At 62.2% G+C, this 19,427-nt stretch carries 14 protein-coding genes (1 of these 14 running past the window's edge); 7 read left to right on the forward strand and 7 right to left on the reverse strand.

Features of this window, described 5'->3' with window-relative positions:
• Nucleotides 1-734 carry the final stretch of a M23 family metallopeptidase gene (locus ASG47_RS07420; RefSeq protein ID WP_061908116.1) on the forward strand. Its footprint begins 1,240 nt before the window's first position, so the window shows 734 of its 1,974 coding nt (coding positions 1,241-1,974); its start codon lies beyond the left edge, outside the window; the stop codon is at nucleotides 732-734.
• A gap of 20 nt (nucleotides 735-754) precedes the next feature.
• On the opposite strand, the gene ASG47_RS07425 is transcribed toward ASG47_RS07420, so the two are convergent.
• The 5 genes from ASG47_RS07425 to ASG47_RS07445 all read right to left on the reverse strand — a co-directional run bounded on the left by ASG47_RS07425 (nucleotide 755) and on the right by ASG47_RS07445 (nucleotide 7,342).
• Complete coding sequence (locus ASG47_RS07425; RefSeq protein WP_061908117.1) at nucleotides 755-1,096, reverse strand: VOC family protein; 342 nt, start codon at nucleotides 1,094-1,096, stop codon at nucleotides 755-757.
• A 124-nt stretch (nucleotides 1,097-1,220) separates the two neighbouring features.
• Nucleotides 1,221-3,836, reverse strand: a complete 2,616-nt coding sequence (gene clpB / locus ASG47_RS07430) for an ATP-dependent chaperone ClpB (protein WP_061908118.1) — start codon at nucleotides 3,834-3,836, stop codon at nucleotides 1,221-1,223.
• A gap of 160 nt (nucleotides 3,837-3,996) precedes the next feature.
• Nucleotides 3,997-5,331 (reverse strand): hypothetical protein, encoded by a 1,335-nt coding sequence (locus tag ASG47_RS07435; RefSeq protein WP_061908119.1) that lies wholly within the window; start codon nucleotides 5,329-5,331, stop codon nucleotides 3,997-3,999.
• A 41-nt stretch (nucleotides 5,332-5,372) separates the two neighbouring features.
• On the reverse strand, nucleotides 5,373-6,602 hold the full coding sequence (gene pepT / locus ASG47_RS07440; RefSeq protein ID WP_061908120.1) for a peptidase T: 1,230 nt from the start codon (nucleotides 6,600-6,602) through the stop codon (nucleotides 5,373-5,375).
• Between the two features lie 95 nt (nucleotides 6,603-6,697).
• On the reverse strand, nucleotides 6,698-7,342 hold the full coding sequence (locus ASG47_RS07445; protein WP_061908121.1) for a DUF1345 domain-containing protein: 645 nt from the start codon (nucleotides 7,340-7,342) through the stop codon (nucleotides 6,698-6,700).
• Nucleotides 7,343-7,435: 93 nt separating this feature from the next.
• Here ASG47_RS07445 and ASG47_RS20615 point away from each other — a divergent pair, with 93 nt between their 5' ends.
• Nucleotides 7,436-7,582 (forward strand): lmo0937 family membrane protein, encoded by a 147-nt coding sequence (locus ASG47_RS20615; RefSeq protein ID WP_156351884.1) that lies wholly within the window; start codon nucleotides 7,436-7,438, stop codon nucleotides 7,580-7,582.
• Between the two features lie 98 nt (nucleotides 7,583-7,680).
• Here the strand turns inward: ASG47_RS20615 and ASG47_RS07450 are convergent, their stop codons facing one another.
• Together ASG47_RS07450 and ASG47_RS07455 are read right to left on the reverse strand one after the other, a co-directional pair.
• Nucleotides 7,681-9,447, reverse strand: coding sequence for an SLC13 family permease (locus tag ASG47_RS07450; RefSeq protein ID WP_061908122.1), 1,767 nt, complete (start codon nucleotides 9,445-9,447; stop codon nucleotides 7,681-7,683).
• A 166-nt stretch (nucleotides 9,448-9,613) separates the two neighbouring features.
• A complete protein-coding gene (locus ASG47_RS07455) occupies nucleotides 9,614-12,898 on the reverse strand; it encodes a DEAD/DEAH box helicase (protein ID WP_061908123.1) in 3,285 nt (1,094 codons plus the stop codon).
• A gap of 423 nt (nucleotides 12,899-13,321) precedes the next feature.
• On the opposite strand from ASG47_RS07455, the gene ASG47_RS07460 reads away from it, so the two are divergent.
• The 5 genes from ASG47_RS07460 to ASG47_RS07480 are packed head-to-tail and all read left to right on the forward strand — an operon-like array spanning nucleotide 13,322 to nucleotide 19,423.
• On the forward strand, nucleotides 13,322-14,920 hold the full coding sequence (locus ASG47_RS07460) for a TIGR04028 family ABC transporter substrate-binding protein (RefSeq protein WP_410494080.1): 1,599 nt from the start codon (nucleotides 13,322-13,324) through the stop codon (nucleotides 14,918-14,920).
• Between the two features lie 54 nt (nucleotides 14,921-14,974).
• Entirely contained in the window at nucleotides 14,975-15,919 is a 945-nt protein-coding gene (locus ASG47_RS07465; protein ID WP_061908124.1) for an ABC transporter permease, read from the forward strand.
• Nucleotides 15,916-16,755 (forward strand): ABC transporter permease, encoded by an 840-nt coding sequence (locus tag ASG47_RS07470; RefSeq protein ID WP_061908125.1) that lies wholly within the window; start codon nucleotides 15,916-15,918, stop codon nucleotides 16,753-16,755. Before ASG47_RS07465 ends, ASG47_RS07470 begins: the two co-directional genes overlap by 4 nt.
• 2 nt (nucleotides 16,756-16,757) lie before the next feature.
• Nucleotides 16,758-18,404 (forward strand): dipeptide ABC transporter ATP-binding protein, encoded by a 1,647-nt coding sequence (locus tag ASG47_RS07475; protein WP_156464065.1) that lies wholly within the window; start codon nucleotides 16,758-16,760, stop codon nucleotides 18,402-18,404.
• Entirely contained in the window at nucleotides 18,401-19,423 is a 1,023-nt protein-coding gene (locus tag ASG47_RS07480; protein WP_061908126.1) for a putative FMN-dependent luciferase-like monooxygenase, read from the forward strand. Before ASG47_RS07475 ends, ASG47_RS07480 begins: the two co-directional genes overlap by 4 nt.
• Nucleotides 19,424-19,427: the final 4 nt, after the last annotated feature.

Below are 19,427 nucleotides of genomic sequence, written 5' to 3' on the forward strand. Positions count from 1 at the left end.
TCATCGGCATGTTCGCCTACGACGTCGACATGAACAAGCGCATCGCGGCCGGCGACACGATCGAAATCCTCGAAACCCAGGATACGCCGGACGCCAAACCTGAGCTTCTCTATGTGTCGCTCACCCTATCGGGCACCAAGCGCCAGCTTTATCGCTTCGCAACCGCCGACGGCACGGTCGATTTTTATGATCCCGACGGCGAAACCGGCAAGCGGTTCCTCAATCGCCGCCCGCTCGAAGGCGGCGGCACGCTTCGCTCGCGCTTCGGCTATCGCATCCATCCGATCTTCCACACGCGCAAATTGCATACCGGCGTCGATCTCGCGGCCCGCACCGGCACCCCGATCTATGCCGCGGGCGATGGCACGATCGAATATTACCGCTGGCAGTCGGGCTACGGCAACAAGATCGAAATCAAGCACGTCAATGGCTACGAAACCGCCTATGGCCACCTGTCGCGTTTCGTCGACGGGCTTGGCGTTGGCTCAAAGGTCCGACAGGGCCAAGTGATCGGCTATGTTGGTTCGACCGGCCAATCGACCGGTCCGCACCTCCACTTCGAGATGCACATCAATGGCAATCTCGTCGATCCGCTGAGCGTGAAACTGCCCAAGGACAATGTGCTGGCGGCGCAATATCGCGACAGCTTCAAGCAGGCCATGGCCCAGATCGACGATCTCCTCGCGCGAGAAGGTACGCCGACCAAGGTCGCCTCCGCCGCCCATTCCGACTAGGCGAGTTTTCGCCAGGGCCCCTATTCGGCCCGGGCGATCCAGACGGCCAGTTCATTGCCGCCCGGCTCGCGGAAATGAAACCGGCGTCCGCCCGGAAAATCGAACTGCGCCTTGGTGATGACGCCCCCAGCGGCGATCACCCGGCGCTCGGCATCGTCGATATCCTCGGTCCGCACGATGGCCATTGTTGCGCCGACCTTATCGGATGCCTGATCGACACCGCCATCGATCCCCGCATCATCGATCGCATCATAGTCCGGACCGTAGCTCGTCGCGCCCCAGCCAAAGGCCGCGCGAAAGAAGCCGCTGGTTGCGGCCCGGTCAGTCGAAGGAAATTCGATATAGTCGATTTTGTCTGCCATGGCCGCCCCCCAGTGTTCTTATTTTGTTCTAGCTGCGAAGAGTGACCGTTTCAAGCGGGATTCGATGAGCACTAAAAAAGAAAAGGGCCGATTCTGCGACCGGCCCTTTCCGTCAGCTGTACGACTATGCCGCTGCGTCTTGTTCCGCAGCGTCGCCAGGAAGGAGAACAATCCCCTCGTCCCCGGCATCGACGATGATCCGCGATCCATCCGAGACCTTGCCCGACAAGATCTCCTCGGCCAATTCGTCCTGCACGGCGCGCTGGATGACGCGCTTGAGCGGACGCGCGCCATAGGCGGGATCATAGCCTTCGTTCGCCAGCCACTCGCGCGCCTTGGCGGTGAGTTCGAGCGTGATGTCCCGATCGTGCAGCAGCTTTTCGAGCCGGCCGAACTGGATATCGACGATCGAGCCCATGTGTTCGCGCCCAAGGCGATGGAACAGCAGGATTTCGTCGATCCGGTTCAAGAACTCGGGCCGGAACGACGCCTTGACCATATCGAGCACCTTGCCGCGCACGAGCTCCACCGATTCCCCATCCTTGAGATCGACGAGATATTCAGCGCCGATATTTGAGGTGAGAATGATGACCGCGTTGCGGAAATCGACCGTACGCCCCTGCCCGTCCGTCAGCCGCCCATCGTCGAGCACCTGGAGGAGAACATTGAACACATCGGGATGCGCCTTTTCGATCTCGTCGAAGAGGATCACCTGATAGGGCCGACGCCGCACGGCTTCGGTGAGCACACCGCCTTCGTCATAGCCGACATAGCCCGGAGGGGCGCCGATCAGTCGAGCGACGGAGTGTTTTTCCATGAACTCGGACATATCGAGCCGCACCATGGCGGTCTCGTCGTCAAAGAGGAACTGCGCCAAAGCCTTGGTCAATTCGGTCTTGCCGACGCCGGTTGGCCCCAAAAACATGAACGAGCCGATCGGCCGGTTCGGATCCTGCAGTCCGGCGCGCGAACGGCGCACGGCCTTTGCCACCGCCGCCACGGCTTCGGACTGCCCGATGACGCGCGCTCCAAGCGAGGTTTCCATATGGAGGAGCTTTTCGCGTTCGCCTTCCATCATCCGGTCGACCGGAATGCCCGTCCAGCGCGACACCACCTGGGCAATATCGGTCGGCTCGACGGTTTCCTTGGCCATAACCGGATCGGGCTTGCCATCGCCATTCGGGTCGTCGGCAGTTTTGAGCCGCTTTTCGAGATCGGGAATGACGCCATAGGCAAGCTCGCCCGCGCGCGCCAGGTCGCCCTGCCGCTGCGCGATTTCGAGCTGGGAACGCGCGGCATCGAGCTCTTCCTTGAGCTTGGTCGATCCCTGCAGCCGTTCCTTCTCCGCGAGCCACTTTGAGGACAGCGCCTGAGCCTGTTCTTCGAGCCCAGACAGATCCTGTTCGAGCCGGTCGAGCCGCGTGCGCGAGCCGTCATCGCTTTCCTTCTTCAGCGCCTCGCGCTCGATTTTGAGCTGCATGATGCGCCGATCAAGCTCGTCGAGCGCCTCGGGCTTGGAATCCACAGCCATGCGCAGCCGCGCTGCCGCTTCGTCCATCAAGTCGATGGCCTTATCGGGCAGGAAGCGGTCGGTGATATAGCGGTTCGACAGCGTCGCCGCACTTACCAAGGCCGAGTCGGCGATGCGAATGCCGTGGTGCAGTTCGTACTTTTCCTTGAGCCCGCGCAGGATCGAGATCGTATCTTCCACCGTCGGCTCAGACACGAAGACCGGCTGGAAGCGCCGGGCCAGTGCCGGGTCTTTTTCGACATGCTTGCGATATTCGTCGAGCGTCGTCGCGCCGACGCAGTGAAGCTCGCCGCGCGCCAGAGCGGGCTTTAAGAGATTGGACGCATCCATCGCCCCATCTGCCTTCCCCGCGCCGACGAGGGTATGCATTTCGTCAATGAAGAGAATGATCTGCCCCTCGGCCGACTGCACTTCCGACAGCACGGACTTCAAGCGCTCTTCAAACTCGCCGCGATATTTCGCGCCGGCAATCAGCGCGCCCATGTCGAGCGACAGCAAGCTCTTGTTCTTGAGCGATTCCGGCACGTCGCCATTGACGATACGGATGGCCAGACCTTCGGCGATCGCCGTCTTGCCGACGCCGGGTTCACCGATCAGCACCGGATTGTTCTTCGTCCGGCGGCTCAGCACCTGAATGGTGCGGCGGATTTCTTCGTCGCGGCCAATAACAGGATCGAGCTTGCCTTCGCGTACATCCTGGGTCAGGTCGCGGGCATATTTCTTGAGCGCATCATAGGCGTTCTCGGCCGAGGCCGAGTCAGCCGTCCGGCCCTTGCGGATTTCTTCGATGGCCGTGTTGATGCCCTGCGGCGTCACGCCGGCAGCGGCCAGAATGCGCCCGGCATCGGTGTCTTTTTCAACGACCATGGCCAGCAGCAGGCGTTCGGCCGTTACATAGCTATCGCCCGCTTTTTTCGCCGCGCTTTCTGCGGTGTCGAAGACGCGCGCCAAGTCGCGGCTCAGCGACAGTTGCGCAGCATCGCCCGAAACTTTTGGAATTTTATTGAGCGCGGCCTCGACGCCAGCGCGCGCAGCCTTAGCGTCGCCCCCGGCGCGTTCGATCAGACCCGAGGCCAAGCCCTGGTCATCGTCGAGCAGCACTTTTAACAGATGGACCGGCGCAAACTGCTGATGGCCCTTGCCCAGCGCCGTGGTCTGCGCGCTCTGGATAAAGCCGCGCGAGCGCTCGGTGTATTTTTCGATATTCATTCAACTCTCCAAGTCTTGCTCGCCACCCAGCCCCCAAGAGGCACCGGCATGACGACGGAAGCGTCGGTGATGAAACGCCCGAAAAACCCGGCGCGCTGCATCATCGAAGAGATATATGGGAAGGATTTCTGGGGCGGCAATGGTGGGGAGGAGGATGTCGCTAAATGCGTAGTTCCGCCCCACGCCCCGGCGACACATCGACCCGGATCCACCCGTCCCCATCCCGCCGCCCAATCAACTCGGCCCGCGCGCCGTTCTCAAAACTGTAGAGCAGATCCGCGCCCATCTGATATGGCCCTGGCGCCGCGTCATGAACCGCGAGATAATGCCGCCCGATCGTACCGCGCTCCGCCGCGGGCAGAGCGGCATCCACCGCCGCCCAGGCTTCCGCGTCATCGAGCACCGCACGCCCTTTCGGGTAAAATATCCCGGTGGCACGCGACGCCCCCAGTTCGCCATAGTGGATCACAAACGCGTCCACACCCTTCCGCCACTCCGGCACATATCGAATGCGCGCCGAGTCAGCTTTCGGGTGCAGCACGCCATAGTAAGCGGCCAGATGCAGTTGCGCCGCCACGGCAATCTCAGCTTCGGCGTCATCGCCCAGTTCGAACAGCACCGCCTCCATGCCCGGCATCACGGCGCGGATTTCCGTTGCCGCCATCGCGGCAAGATCGCTCCGTCTCGCGCGCCAGAGCCGGCGCACCGCACCGGGATGATCACCCGCCAGTTCATGCACGTGAAAATCGATGCCGTTGAATGGCAGGTCCTGCGGCTCCGGCCCCTGCCGCCGCTCGATGATGCCGAGCATCCACTCAAGCGGCTCAAAGCCGAGATTGTCGAAATCGGACTGCAAAAATCCTGTCGACGACCAATAGGGCCCGGCAATCCCCGGCCGCTCGAGTTCCCGTGCCGTCAGCGCCGCAATGAAATCAGAATCTAAATAGGTCCCGTCCGCGTCCTGCGACTCACCCGCCCCCATCCGCCCCAACACATGGGCAGCGCAAGCCCGCACATGATCCGATGGATGGTCGAGAATTTCGGGCAGGCACTTGCCATCCCAATCCGCAATCCCGTCAATCAGCACAATCAGGCCCTCGACCCGCTCTGCCAGCGGCCCCGCGCTATGCGACAGCAGCTTCCGCAACCACGGCAGAATGACCTGCGGATAGGGCTCGCTATCGCCTTTGTATCGCAGCTCATGGAGGAAAAACGCGACGACATCGTCGTGCCGCTCTGCCTGCCTGTCGACAAGGCCAAGCAGCCACCGCGCCCGCTCAAGCTTGGCGGCCGTTGCCGCTTCACTCTCATCGAACACTTGCGCATGTTCCGACCAGAACACGGCCATGGAGAGCCGCTCGATGGCTGCCGCCCGCGTTTCGGCATCGTCGCTCTCGACGAGCGCCGCGACACCTTCATACCACTCGGGCCAATCCTTGGCCTCGAATTGATGCAGCGGCGCCTTGAGAAGGGATGAGGTTGCGGTTTTTTCCATGCCGCAACCCTAGCAAAGCATCCGACGATTTTGAGGCAGGCTCAGGCCCGCTCTTCCCAGACCTTGGCCAATTCGACGATGGTCTGCACCGCCCGTTCCATATCCTGCCGGCTCACCCATTCGAGCGGCGAGTGGAAGGCGTGGCCGCCGGCAAAGATATTGGCGGTCGGCAGGCCCATGAACGACAGGCGCGAGCCATCCGTGCCGCCGCGGATCGATTTTTGCACCGGGGTCATCCCAGCTCGGCGGATCGCCTCGGCGGCGTTTTCGATAATTGCAGGGTGCTGGTCGAGCACCTGCTTCATATTGCGATATTGCTCATGTGTCGTGATCGCATAGCGCGAGCCGGGGAAATCGGCGAGCACCGACCGGGCGAGGTCATCGACCATGTCGCGCTTTTGCCGCAGGCCTTCCTCGGTGAAATCGCGGATGATCATCTTGATCACCGCCTTTTCCATCGACCCGGTCACCTCGGTCGGATGCACGAAGCCATCCCGCCCCTCCGTCCCCTCGGGCGACACATTGCGCGGCAACCGCGCCAGGATCGCGCCGGCGATCTTGATGGAATTTTCCATCCGGTCCTTGGCATAGCCGGGATGGATGGCAACGCCGGTGATTTCGAGCGTCAACCCATCGGCCGAAAAGCTCTCGTCCTCGACATGCCCGGCCGTGCTGCCATCCATCGTATAGGCAAAGCGCGCACCGAGTTTTTCGAGATCAGCCTTATCCACCCCACGCCCGATTTCTTCGTCCGGCGTGAACAGCAGTTTTATCGTGCCGTGCCGGATCGATGTGTCTTCGAGCAAAATCTTGGCCGCCGTCACGATCTCGGCAAGACCAGCCTTGTCGTCGGCGCCAAGGAGGGTCGTGCCGTCCGTCGTCACCAGGTCATTGCCGATCTGGTTTTTCAGTTCGGGATGCTCGGCCACCTTGATGACCCGGCCGGAATTGCCGAGCGTGATATCGCCGCCCCGATAATTGCTGACGATTTTGGGCTGCACCCCGGTGCCCGAAAAGTCGGGCGCCGTGTCCATATGCGAGCAGAAGCAGATGACGGGCACGTCCTTGTCGGTATTGGCCGGCACCGTCGCATAGACATAGCCATGCTGGTCCATATGCGCGTCGCTGAGCCCGATCGCGAGCAGTTCCTCGACCAGAACCCGCCCCAGATCCTTCTGCTTTTCCGTCGATGGCTGGCTCGGCGAATCCGCGTCGGATTGCGTATCGATAACGACATAGCGGAGGAAGCGATCAAGAACGGTATCGGTCATGGGTCTATCCGGCAGATAAAAACGACATTGCTTCAGCATAACGCGGCGGAGGCCTGAGGCACACCCGGGCAGAGCCTATCTGTCCGCCCAAAATCTCACGTCTGCCCGCCCAAAATATTGATGGCATAGGCGAGAATGCCGATGTTGAAGGCGAACGCCGCCATGGTGTGGATCAGCACGACGCGCCTGAAACTGCCGCTCTCGATGCTGACATCGGAGGTCTGAAAGGTCATGCCGAGGGTAAAGCTGAAATAGAAAAAGTCCCAATAGTCGGGCGTATTGACCTTGGGGAAATCGAGCCCGCCGCGATCGGAGCCATCGGCCTGCCCGTAATAGAGGTGGGCATAATGGAGCCCGAAGACGACATTGGCAAAGAGCCAGGCGAGCGCCAGCGTTACGAGAACAAGCGGAATTTCGCCTGCGGCGCTGCTCTTGTCCCCAACGAGGGTCCCGATGGAAACAAGCACCACAAGGAGAATGACGATGGTAATCGCCAATAGCCCCGTGCGGTTGGTGTCGTTTGCCGCAGCGCTCCGGCGCATGTCGAGCGCGTCATGGCCGCGAAGCCGCAAGAGGTAGAGCAGGAACACCACACAGGCCGCGTCGAAGCCGAACAGCAGCGATTCCGAAATCGGGACCCCAGCCAGCAGCGCTCCCGAAACGACGACGACGAGCGCCACCGCAAAGGCAATGAATGAAGGCGGCGCGACATAGGCACGAAGAAGACCGATCACGCGCATCGACAAGGGCCCCGGTTCTGTTCCAGCCAATTGGAACGTCCCGATGTCTTCTACATTAGCTATGATCTGATGCGAAACAGGACGGAGACCCAGATGCTTTGGATAATTGCGATCATTCTGCTCGGACTATGGGCCGTCGGGCTCGCCTTCAAGGTCGCTGGTGCGCTGATCCACCTTCTCCTCGTGATTGCCGTGATCGTCGTCCTCTTCAAGCTCTTCACCGGCCGACGCAGCGTCTAACGCCGCGCAAAGCCTGATCAGTTAAGTTTGGATATCAACATGCTGCAGAGGCTGGGCGCGATCCGCACCCAGCTTTTTGTGCTGTCCCTAGGCTCTATCTAGAGCGCCCAGACCAGCAAAAGCATGGGCACCGAGACAAGGATCACCAATAGGGACAGCGGCAAGCCCAATCGCCAATAATCGCCGAAACGATAGCCGCCCGGGCCCATCACCAGCGTATTGCACTGGTGGCCGATGGGCGTGAGGAAGTCGGAACCGGCGCCGATAGCGACGGCCATCAAGAAGGCCTCAGGCTGATAGCCGAGATCGGCCGCAAAGGTCGCTGCGATCGGCGCCATCACCAGCACGGTCGCGGCATTGTTGAGGAACGGCGTCACAGCCATCGCGACGACCAGAATGAGCGCAAGCGCCCCATAGGCCGGCAGCACCGACGCCGTCGAGGACAGCCAATTGGCAATCAGGTCCGTTGCCCCGGTGGTGCGCAGCGAGTCGCTGACCGGGATCAGCGCTGCCAGCATGATCAGGATTGGCGCGTCGATATGGGTATAGACATCACGCAGCGGCACGGTACGGGTCGCAACCATGAAAACAGCGGCGGCAAAAAACGCGATCGGGACTGAAACAAGGCCAAGCGCCGTGCTACCCATGGCAAGAATGAGGATCAGGACCGGAATGAGGCCATTGCGGATGCTGCCAATGGTCAGGTTACGCTCGACGAGGGGCAAACAGTCCCAATCGCGCAACCGTCCCGGCAGCGTGTCGAGATCGCCCTGCAGCACGAGGACGTCGCCAACATTAAAGCGGATCTCGCCCAGGCGCTCGGTCAGGCGTTTATCGCGACGCGCAACGGCGAGGAGGTTGAGACCTTCAGCGTCGAACAGTGCCAATTCCTTGGCGGTGCGGCCGACCAGCGACGAACTATCGCCCACAACGGCCTCGACCACCCCGACTTCCCTCGCAGACACGGCATGGTCGCGCCTTTCGGAAAAGGCGAGCTTTCCCTGCGAGACGATCCTGTCGAGTGCATCGGGCTCGCCCTCGACGATCAGCAGTTCGCCTTCATGGACAAGAGAATCGGGCAGCGGCAGGCGGCGCTTGCCGTTCGCCGCGATGATACCGGTGATCATCGCCTGGCCACCGCCAAGGCGCTGCACCGCGCCCACGGTTTCCCCGATGCTGGGCGAATCGGCCGGCACGCGGACTTCGGTCGTATAGTTCTTGATGGAAATGGCCTGATCGAGCGAGCTTTTGACCTGGCTGCGCTCGGGCAGAAGTCGATAGCAAAGCGCCAGGAACACCACACCCACTAAAGCCAGCGACGCGCCGACGGGCGTGAAATCGAACATCGTAAACGGAGTACCTGTCAGTTCCTCGCGCACGCGGGAGACGATGACATTTGGGGAGGTACCGATCTGCGTCATCAGACCGCCGAGCAGCGCACCAAAGGACATCGGCATTAGAAACAGAGACGGCGACACACCAGATTTTCGCGCCATCTGAAAGGCGATCGGCATCATGATCGCCAGCGCACCGATATTCTTGATGAACGCAGACAGCAGAGTGACTGTCAGCACTAGAACCACCAGTTGCGCGCGCGGCGTCCGCAGATTGGGCGCAAAGCGCCGGACGGCAACTTCCATGACGCCCGAGCGCGCCACTGCGGCGCTGACGACAAGGGCGCTACCGACGATCACGACGATATCGTCGGAAAGGCCGGTGAACGCATCCTCGGGCGCAACGATCCCCGCTGCAACTGCCGCCAGAAGCGCCCCGACGGCGACCAGATCATAGCGCCATCGGCCCCAGACGAAGGCGACCATCATGAAGAAAATGATGCCGAACGCGAAAATTTGCGGCGTGGTCATTCAGTGTACTCCCCCAGATTTGGGCAACGGCCCAACCTGGCGATAAGTCGAAGCCAGGCAGCAATTTTTCGCGCGTCGTAAACAATTGCCTGATGCAAGCATCGCTTACATAGATCGCAGCAACAGCGCTCTTACCCCTGCTCCCGTGAACAAGCCGCTGAGTCGATCACGCCGGAATTTCATCGAGCAGGATCGAAAGCTCAGCCAGGGGCTCCGCGCCCTCGTCAAGCTTATGGACCAGCCGCTCGCCTGCCTGCTCCAGCCGCTTGTTTGAAGCCAGTCTTTTGCCAACGGCCTTATCTGCCGGCGTGAACGCGATGGCGCGAGGACCGGCATCGATCTGGGCCACACCAAGCGCCGCCGCCTTGAGGCCAAAGCGCGCGTGGTCTAGCAACATCTCGACCTCGGGTGGGCGATCGCCAAACCGGTCTTCCAGTTCATCCGCGAAATCATCCACCTCTTCTGGCCGCGAAAATCGCTGCAACCGGGCATAGAGATTGATGCGCAGCACGGCCTCGGGCACGTAGTCGATCGGGATACTGCCCGATGCGCCAAGGTTCAGCTTTGCCGAACGCCGCTTCTCGGTTTCCTCGCCCTTGGCCCGACGCAGCGCCCCTTCCAGAAGTTGCTGATAAAGGCTGGCCCCAATCAGGTGCAGGTGTCCGGCCTGATCCTCACCCAGAAGATCCCCCGCCCCGCGCAATTCGAGATCGCGCGCGCTGATCTCGAACCCGGCACCCAACCGGTCAAAGGCTTCTAGCGTCGAGAGTCGCGCCCGCGTTGCTTCGGCAATCTCCTCTTCGGGCGCGGTATAGAGATAGGCCACGCCCTGCGCTCGTCCGCGCCCCACCCGGCCCCGCAATTGATGCAATTGCGCCAGTCCAAAGCGATCCGCCCGCCAGATAAGCATCGTATTGGCCCGCGGCACATCAAGGCCACTTTCGATGATATTGGTCGCGAGCAGCACATCGCCCTCGCCATTGGCAAAGCCGAGAAGCGCGGTATCGATCTCCTTTGCCGGCAGTTCGCCATGCGCCACGACGACGCTGAGATCGGGCACGATGCGCGCCAGTTCCTCGGCGACCTTAGCGATGTCTTCGATGCGCGGCACGACGACGAAACTTTGCCCATTGCGGCGCTTCTCGCGCAGCAGTGCCGTCCGCGCCGATGCCGCATCGAATGGCACCAGGAACGTCCTGATCGGCCGCCGCCGCGCTGGTGGTGTCGCGATAATGCTCGCGTCCTGCAATCCCACCATCGCCGCCTGCAATGTGCGGGGAATGGGCGTCGCGCTCATCGAGAGCATATGAACGGCTTCGGTCATCTCCTGCAGCTGGCGCTTGATCTTGGCGCCAAACCGCTGCTCCTCGTCGAGGATGACGAGACCCAGTTCGGGCAGGCTCACATCGTCCGCAACAATGGCGTGCGTCGCAACCACGATGCGGATTTCACCACTCTCCAACTGCGCCTTCACGGCCTTGTTCTCGGCCGCCGAATTGAGACGCGAGAGGTGACCGATGGTTATCTCGGTGCCCGCAAAGCGGCGCTCGAAACTATGAAGGTGCTGTCGCGCCAGCACCGTCGTTGGTGCAACGACGGCCACCTGCTTGCCGGCCAGCGCCGCTGCAGCCGCAGCCCGTAGCGCCACCTCGGTCTTGCCAAAGCCGACATCGCCACAGACGAGACGGTTCATCCGCCGGCCTGAGCCGAGATCCTCCAGCACCGCGGCAATCGCCGCTGCCTGATCGGGCGTTTCGGCATAGGGGAAGCGCGTGGCAAGGCGTTGATAGGCGGCCTTTGGCGGCCGCAACACCGGCGCTTCGGCCTTGAGCCGCGCTTCGGCAAGTTCGGCCAAACGCGCGGCGGCTTCATCGATCTCGGCACTGACGCTGGCGCGCTTCTTGAACCAGGCATCGGTATTGAGCCGATCGAGCGTCACCGCATCGGGCTCGGCACCATAGCGCCATAGCTTGCTGAAATCCTCGACCGGCACCAGCAGCGACGCATCGCCATGATATTCAAGCCGGATCGTATCCTGGGCAACGCCATCGACTTCGACTTGGGTCAGATCGCGGAGAATGCCGACGCCATGGTCTTCATGGACGACGACATCGCCCACCCGCAATTCGACCGGCGCCAGCAATTGCTGCGCCGATTGGGTTGCATTCAATCGGCTCCCCAGCACATCGGCTGCCGCGATGACGACCAGACCGGCACGCGCATCGACAAATCCCTCGTCGAGATCGAATGGCGCCATATAGACGCCAGCCGATCCATCCAAGGCACCGAGCCCGGCACCCAGATCCGAAACGTCGACGCTCTGCCGCCGCAGGATTTTGCGGAGGGGCTGTTGCTCGCCCGGCGTTCCGCAGACGATCACCTGCCGCTTGAGCGCCAACTGCTCCTTGATGAAAGCGCTAAGGCTCCCGCCCGGGCTGCGCACCGCCGAAAAGTCCGGCACTGTCTCGAGCTCGTCGAGATCGACATCCAACTCTTCGGTCTTGGCGAAAGCCGCATCCCAAGCCTTTGCATCGAGATAAAGCTCGTCGACCGGTCGGGGTTTTCTCGCTTCCCCGAAATCGCACGCTGTGGAATAGGCTTCGGCGATCTGTTCGTGGATCGCCGCGATATTCTCGTGAGCCATGGGCGAAACGACCATCCGCCCCTTGGGGAGATAATCGAACAGCGTCTCAAGCTTGTCATAGCGCTCGCCGAGGCGATGCTCATCGACATCGACCGTGTCGGCATCCTCCGCGATCCATTCCGACGCGGGACCAAGCTGCAGCGTCTCGATTTCCTCAAGCGAGCGCTGGCTGCGCGGATCATAGCGCGTCATCGTTTCGATCGTGCCGTCTTCAGCATCCGTAATCCGGATCGGCGCATCGGCATCGGCCGGAAACACTTCCACTACATTGCCGCGAATAGCGATCTCGCCGGGCTCGTCCACGCGATCATCGATCACATAGCCCGTACGCAACACGAAGCGCTCAAAAGCCTCGCGATCAAGCACCTCTCCCCGCGTCAGGGTAAGAAGCGCCGCGCCGACAATTTTGCGCGGCGGCAGTTTCTGCACCACGGCCTGGGGCGAGGTGACGACGATCCGACCGGTTTTGGCCGGTTCGGTCATGCGCCGCAGGCTGGCCATGCGCCGTCCCATGCTTTCGCTCGATGGCCGGGCACGATCATAGGGTAGACAATCCCAGGGCTGCAGATGGAGCACATCCGCCCCGGCGGCAAAGCCGGCCAGCGCCCGCGCCGTCTCCTCGCTCCGCCGTTCGCTCGAAGCGACATAACAGAGGTCGCCGCCGCTTTGCGTCCACAACTGCGCCAGGCGAAACCCAACCGCCGCAGCCGGAGGTTGCGTTGCCGCCCGGCTGTCGCCGTTTTGCTGGTTGGGAAGGCCCGATGGCAGAAGAGGCGAGACAAGCGCTGGATCGTTCTGACTAGCCACGGGCCAGTCCCTCATCTGCGCAGGAAAAACCGACGGCTACCGGCAGCAAGAGACCGATAGAGCGCGAAGACGATAAGACAGACATGCGTGAGGACTCCATGTGTCCTCCAATACCCGCCGCCCCCCATGGTTCCGGTGGAGCGGTCGAGGGGCGTCAGCGCATATCACGGGTTTCAGGTCCGGCCCTCTTCAACCCCAGCAAATGCGTGCCCGAAACGCGCCGATTTTCAAACCAACCAGCCTCCGGGCAAAAACTGCTACGCCGTCGCGGGATATTAGACTACCAGTTTCATAGACATTGTTGATTTGTGACGCCCTCGGGATAGGCTTTGCTCCGGTTAGGGCTGCAGGGCGGCCTACGAAGAAAAGGGTCACACCGTGTCATTGTTCGCGCGCGTCAGCGGAAAATTCAGTCGCCTTCTGGTGGTCGGGGCGCTTTTGTCCTCGGTATCGGCCAGTGCAGTTCTGGCTCAGGAAACCCCTGTGCAGGGCGGCACGCTCGTTTATCTCGAGCAGCAGGCCCACACCAATCTCTATCCCCCGGCTGGCGGCTTTTATCCCAATAGCGGCATTCTCAATCAGATCACTGACAAGCTGACCTGGCAGAACCCCGAGACGCTCAAAAATGAGCCCTGGATTGCACAAAGCTGGGAGATCAATGCCGACGCGACCGAATATACTTTTAAGCTGCGCGATGGCGTGACCTTCTCCGACGGCACCCCGCTCGATGCCGAAGCCGTCGCCAAGAACTTCGACACCTTCGGTCTCGGCAACAAGGAGCTGGGGTATCCGGTTGCCGAAGCGATCAACAACTATGACCACAGCGAAGTCATCGACCCGCTGACCATCAAGTTTGTCTTCAAGGCGCCGGCCCCCGGCTTCCTCCAGGCGACATCGGTGATCGGCTCGGGCCTAGTGGCCCCGAGCGTCCTCGATCAGCCCTATAACGAACTGGGCGATGCGACCAAGATCATCGGCTCCGGCCCCTTCGTTGTCGAAAGCGAAGTGCTCGGCCAGAGCCTCAATCTCAAGGCCCGCGAGGATTATGCCTGGGGTCCCGAGAGCCTTGCTCATCAGGGTCGGGCCTATCTCGATGCCATCCAATATGTCGTGACGCCGGAAGACAGCGTCCGCATCGGCGCGCTGCTCGCCGGACAGGCCGATGTCATCCGCCAGATCCAGGCTTATGATGAAGCGCAGGTGGAGCAGCAGGGCTATGAAATCCTCTCCGCGCCAACCCGCGGGGTCAACAACAACGTCTCCTTCCGTCCCGAAAATCCGCTCGTCGCCGATCTAAAAGTGCGTCAGGCGCTGACCGCCGCGACCAATAGCGAAGAGATCGTCTCGACACTCTTTTCGAGTCACTATCCGCGCGCCACATCGGTGATCGCCTCGACCGCTTCGGGCTATGTCGATCTCTCTGACAAGCTGGCTTTCGATCAGGACCGCGCCAAGGCGCTGCTCGATGAGGCCGGTTGGGTTCCCGGCGCCGATGGCATCCGCGAAAAGGACGGGCAAAAGCTCGAACTCAATATCTATGAGTCCCTGCCCCAACCGCAAAACCGCGCGACGCTCCAGCTTCTCAGCCAGCAATGGGCGCAGGTCGGGGTTAAGCTCAACGTGCTGGCCGGCGATAGCGGCAGCGCAACGACGGATAATCTCGACCCGCTGAAGACCCCGCTTCGTCCAGCCATGGTCGGTCGTGCCGATCCCGATGTGATCAAGTCGAATTTCTATCCGACCAATCGCGACTCGCTTTTGCAAAAGGGCGGCACCAACCCCAATGCGACGTGGGAAGATCCTGAGCTCAACAAGCTTCTTCTCTCCATCGCCTCGGAGCCCGATAGCGACAAGCGCCTCAAGCTCACGGCCGATGTTCAGGCCTACCTCCTCGACCAAGCCTATGTGATCCCGATCTTTGAAGAGCCGCAGGTCTTTGCCGGTGCGCCCTATGTCCACGACGTCACCTTCGACGCCGTTGCGCGCCCGAGCTTTTACAACACCTGGCTTTCCCCGCGCTGATCCCAAACCGGGGCGCCCCGCCATCGGGGCGCCTCCCTATTTCAGGAGTTGTCGATGACCCAAGCGATCGTTTCCCGCATCGGACAGGCCCTGGTGGTGCTGCTCCTTGCGTTCACGGCGTCCTTCCTGCTGCTGCAGGCGCTGCCGGGCGACGCCATCCTGATCAAATACCAGAACCCGGAAATGGGTTTGACACCCGAGCAGATCGCAGAAATCCGCGTGCTCTATGGCGCCGATGCACCGATTTGGGCGCAGTATGGCAATACGCTTTGGAATTTCCTCCAAGGCAGTTTCGGCTATTCCATCCAGGCCGGCGTGCCGGTCAATACGCTACTTGCCACCAATCTGCCGCCAACCCTGCGCCTCGCGAGCCTCGCGCTCGTCCTCGCCATTCTGCTGGCCTTCGCCATCGCATTTGCCGCGACCCTCGCGCCATTCCGTTGGCTGCGCAACGCCCTCGCCTCTTTGCCGGCACTGATGATTTCGGTGCCGGTCTTCTGGCTCGGCATCATGCTGATCCAGATTTTTTCCTTCCGGCTGCGGCTCGTACCGATCATCAATCCCAATGAATTCCAGGCGCTGATCCTGCCGGTGCTGACGCTGGCTTTGCCCATTGCGGCGCCGCTGGCGCAGATCCTGATCCGCAGCCTCGACGAGGTGGAAGCTCAGCCCTTCGTTGCCGTGGCGCGGGCCAAAGGTGCGACGCGCAAAGGCGTGCTCTGGCGCCATGTGCTGCGCAACGCACTCTTGCCGGTCTTGACCATTGCCGGCCTCCTCTTCGGCGAACTGCTGGCCGGCGCCGTCGTCACCGAAACCGTCTTCGGCATCAACGGCCTCGGCCGTATTACCGAACAGGCGGTGAGCAACCAGGATACCGCCGTCCTTCAGGCCATCGTCATCCTCGCCGCCGGTGGCTTCATTCTCATCAATCTTCTGGTCGATCTCGCCGCGCCCCTCATCGATCCGCGTCTCAAAAGAACAGTGGGAGCCCTCGCATGACGACGCTCGATCTCTTTGGCACCCGCGCGCCATCGCGCCGCATTCCGCGCTTTGATCCGACGCTGGTTCTCTCCTGGGCCATCGTCGCGGTCGTGCTCGCCTGGGCCTTGGCCCCCGGTCTCTTCACGCCCCATAGCGGCACGGTCGGCATCGCCGGCAATCAGCTCAAGGCGCCCGACGCCGCCCACTGGTTCGGCACCGACGAAATCGGCCGCGATGTCCTCGCGCGTATCATCTATGGCGCCGCCAATTCGCTCGCCGGCGCCATCGTCGCCGTCGCGGTCGGCTTTTTCGGCGGCACCGCGCTGGGCCTCGTCGCCGGTTCAGTGGGCGGCAAGCTCGACATCGCCATCATGCGGATCGTCGATGTTCTCCTGTCCGTGCCCGGGCTTTTGCTGCAGCTCTCGATCATCATCATTCTCGGCTTCGGCACGGTCAATGTCGCCGTTGCCGTAGGCGTCACCATCGTTGCCGGCTTTGCCCGGCTGATGCGCTCCGAAGTCATCCGCGTGCGCCAGGCCGATTATGTCGAAGCGGCCTTCGGCAGCGGAGGGCGCTTTGCCGCCGTGCTGTGGCGCCATGTCCTGCCCAACTCGCTCGGCACGGTCATCGCCTATGCCGCGCTCCAGTTCGGCAGCGCCATCCTCGCGATTTCGACACTCGGATTTCTCGGCTATGGCGCGCCGCCGCCGACCCCGGAATGGGGGCTTCTGATTTCGGAAGGCCGCAAATATCTCACCGCCGCCTGGTGGCTGACGACCTTTCCGGGCCTTGCCGTCATTCTCGTCGTGCTTGCCGCCAATCGCATCAGCCAATCGCTGCGGAGATCATCATGAACATGCTGGCCTTTCCCTCCAAAAAGTCCCTGCTCGATATCCGCGACCTGACCATTTCCTATCATCTCCCCGAAGGCCGGCGGCAGGTGGTCAATGGAGTGTCGTTTTCCATCGGCGAAGGTGAAGTCGTGGCGCTGGTCGGCGAATCCGGTTCGGGCAAGACCACCACGGCTCAATCGATCATCGGGCTCTTGCCCGATAATGGCCGGATCGAGAGCGGCAGCATCCGCCTCAACGACGCCGAACTCAGCGATTGGGCGTCCCGCCGCTTCGATGCCATTCGCGGCAAGGTCGTGAGCCTTATACCGCAGGACCCCGGCAGCTCGCTCAATCCCGTCCTGACCATCGGCCGGCAGGTCGAGGAAATCCTGAAACTTCACGGCTGGCGCGATCGCAAGGCGCGCCACGCGCGCGTGCTCGAACTGCTCGCCCGCGTCGGGCTGAGCAATCCCGAACTGCGTGCCAACCAGTATCCGCACGAACTCTCGGGTGGCATGAAACAGCGCGTGCTGATCGCGATCGCCGTCGCGCTCAAACCGGCGCTGATCATTGCCGATGAACCGACAAGCGCCCTCGATGTCACCGTCCAGCACCGCATCCTTGATCTTATCGACGAACTGCGCGCCGAATCCGGCACGGCAGTCTTGCTGGTCACGCACGATCTCGGTGTCGCCGCCGATCGCGCCGACCGCGTAGTGGTCCTGCGCAAGGGCCATGTCGAGGAACAGGGGCCGACGTCTGCCCTGCTCGCGCGGCCCACAAGCGCCTATGCAAAGCAGCTACTCGCCGATGCGCCCTCCCTCGCGCCAAAAGGGTTTAGGGACGCCCCAGAAAATCCCGAAGCCGCCATCGAGGTCCGCAACCTCCGCCAGGAATTCGGCCACGGCAAATCCCGTGTCCTTGCCGTCGACGATGTGTCTTTCTCCATTGCTCGCGGCACGACCCATGCGCTCGTCGGCGAATCCGGTTCGGGCAAGACGACGACCGCCCGCAGCATTGTCGGCCTTCAGCACCCGACCGCAGGCAGCATTCTCATCGACGGCACGGAGGTCACGTCGCTTTCGGGCGAAGCGCGCCGGCTGTTCCGGCGCGATGTGCAGCTCGTCTATCAAAACCCCTTCACCTCGCTCGATCCGCGCCAGCGCATCCTCGATATCGTTGGCGAACCGCTACGCAATTTCGAAACCTTGACCCGCAAGGCGCGTGACGAGCGCGCAGCCGCAATGATCGAGAAAGTGGGCCTGCCGGCCGATGTGATCACGCGCAATCCACGCGCCCTCTCGGGCGGTCAGCGCCAACGCGTCGCCATTGCCCGCGCGCTGGTCCTCGAACCGCGCTTCCTCGTCCTCGATGAAGCCGTGTCGGCGCTCGACGTGACGGTTCAGGCGCAAATCCTCAACCTTTTGACCGAGCTTCAGGACCAGCTCGGGCTGACCTACCTCTTCGTCACCCACGATCTCTCAGTGGTGCGCCAGATCGCCCACACCGTCACGGTGATGCAGGCCGGCCAAGCGGTCGAAACCGGCCTGGTTGCGCGCGTCTTCACTGAGCCAGCGTCTCCTTACACAAGCGATCTCCTTGCCGCCATTCCAGGCCGGCGCCTCGGCGCCAGCCATCCCGTCCTCCACTATTCAGGAGCCGCCGAATGACCAGCCCCAAGCGCCTGGGCTTTTTCTCCCGCCTGCTCGACAGCGTGTCGCCCGGCGAACGTTATCGATTGGGCGCCGAACAGATCATCCATGCCGAGCGGCTGGGATTTGACAGCGCCTGGGTCGCCCAGCACCATTTCAACTATGAAGAAGGCGGGCTCCCGTCGCCCTTGGTGTTCCTCAGCCACGTTGCGGCCCGGACCAAAACCATTCGCCTCGGCACCGGCATCATCACCCTCCCGCTCGAACAACCCATTCGCGTCGCCGAAGACGCTGCCGTGCTCGATCTCTTGAGCAATGGCCGGCTCGAACTTGGCATCGGTAGCGGCGGCACCGCCAGCTCCTTCGTCGCCTTCGGGCTCGAAAGCGCCGCGCGTGGTGCGATCAATGGCGCCAATCTCGATGTCCTGCGCAAGGCCCTCGGCGGCGGCGATCTCGGTGGCGGCAATCACCTGCACCCCGAGCGCAAGCCGCTCCTCGATCGCATCTGGCAGGCCACATTTTCGGTCGACGGCGGCGCCCGTGCCGGCGCGGCGGGCGATGGGCTCATGCTCTCACGCACCCAGCCGCGCGCGCCAGACAATCCGGACGCCAGCCTTGCCGACCTGCAGCATCCGATCATCGATGCCTATCTGCAAAACCTGCCCCCCGGCGTCGAACCGCGCATTCTCGCGTCGCGCACGCTCTTTGTCGCAGATGAGCAATCGACGGCGCTCGAATGGGCCGACCAAGGCCTCCGCCGGATCGCAGTGAAGTTCGCGGCGGGCGGTCATATCCTCGCGGGCAATACATTGCCCGATCTGATCCGCGCCTTCGACACCCATGTCGGCACAGCCGAGACCGTAATCGACAGCCTCTCGCAAGATACGACGCTCGCGCGCGCCACCGACATTTCCTTCCAGGTCCACTCGGTCGATCCACCGCACGAGTTGATCCTGCGCTCGCTCGAACTCACCGCCACCGCAGTCGCGCCCGCGCTCGGCTGGCGCGCCCGGCCATCCATCGCAATCGCCAGTTGAACAA

It is taken from the genome of Devosia sp. Leaf420 (assembly GCF_001425445.1).
In the GTDB taxonomy this organism is placed as follows: domain Bacteria; phylum Pseudomonadota; class Alphaproteobacteria; order Rhizobiales; family Devosiaceae; genus Devosia.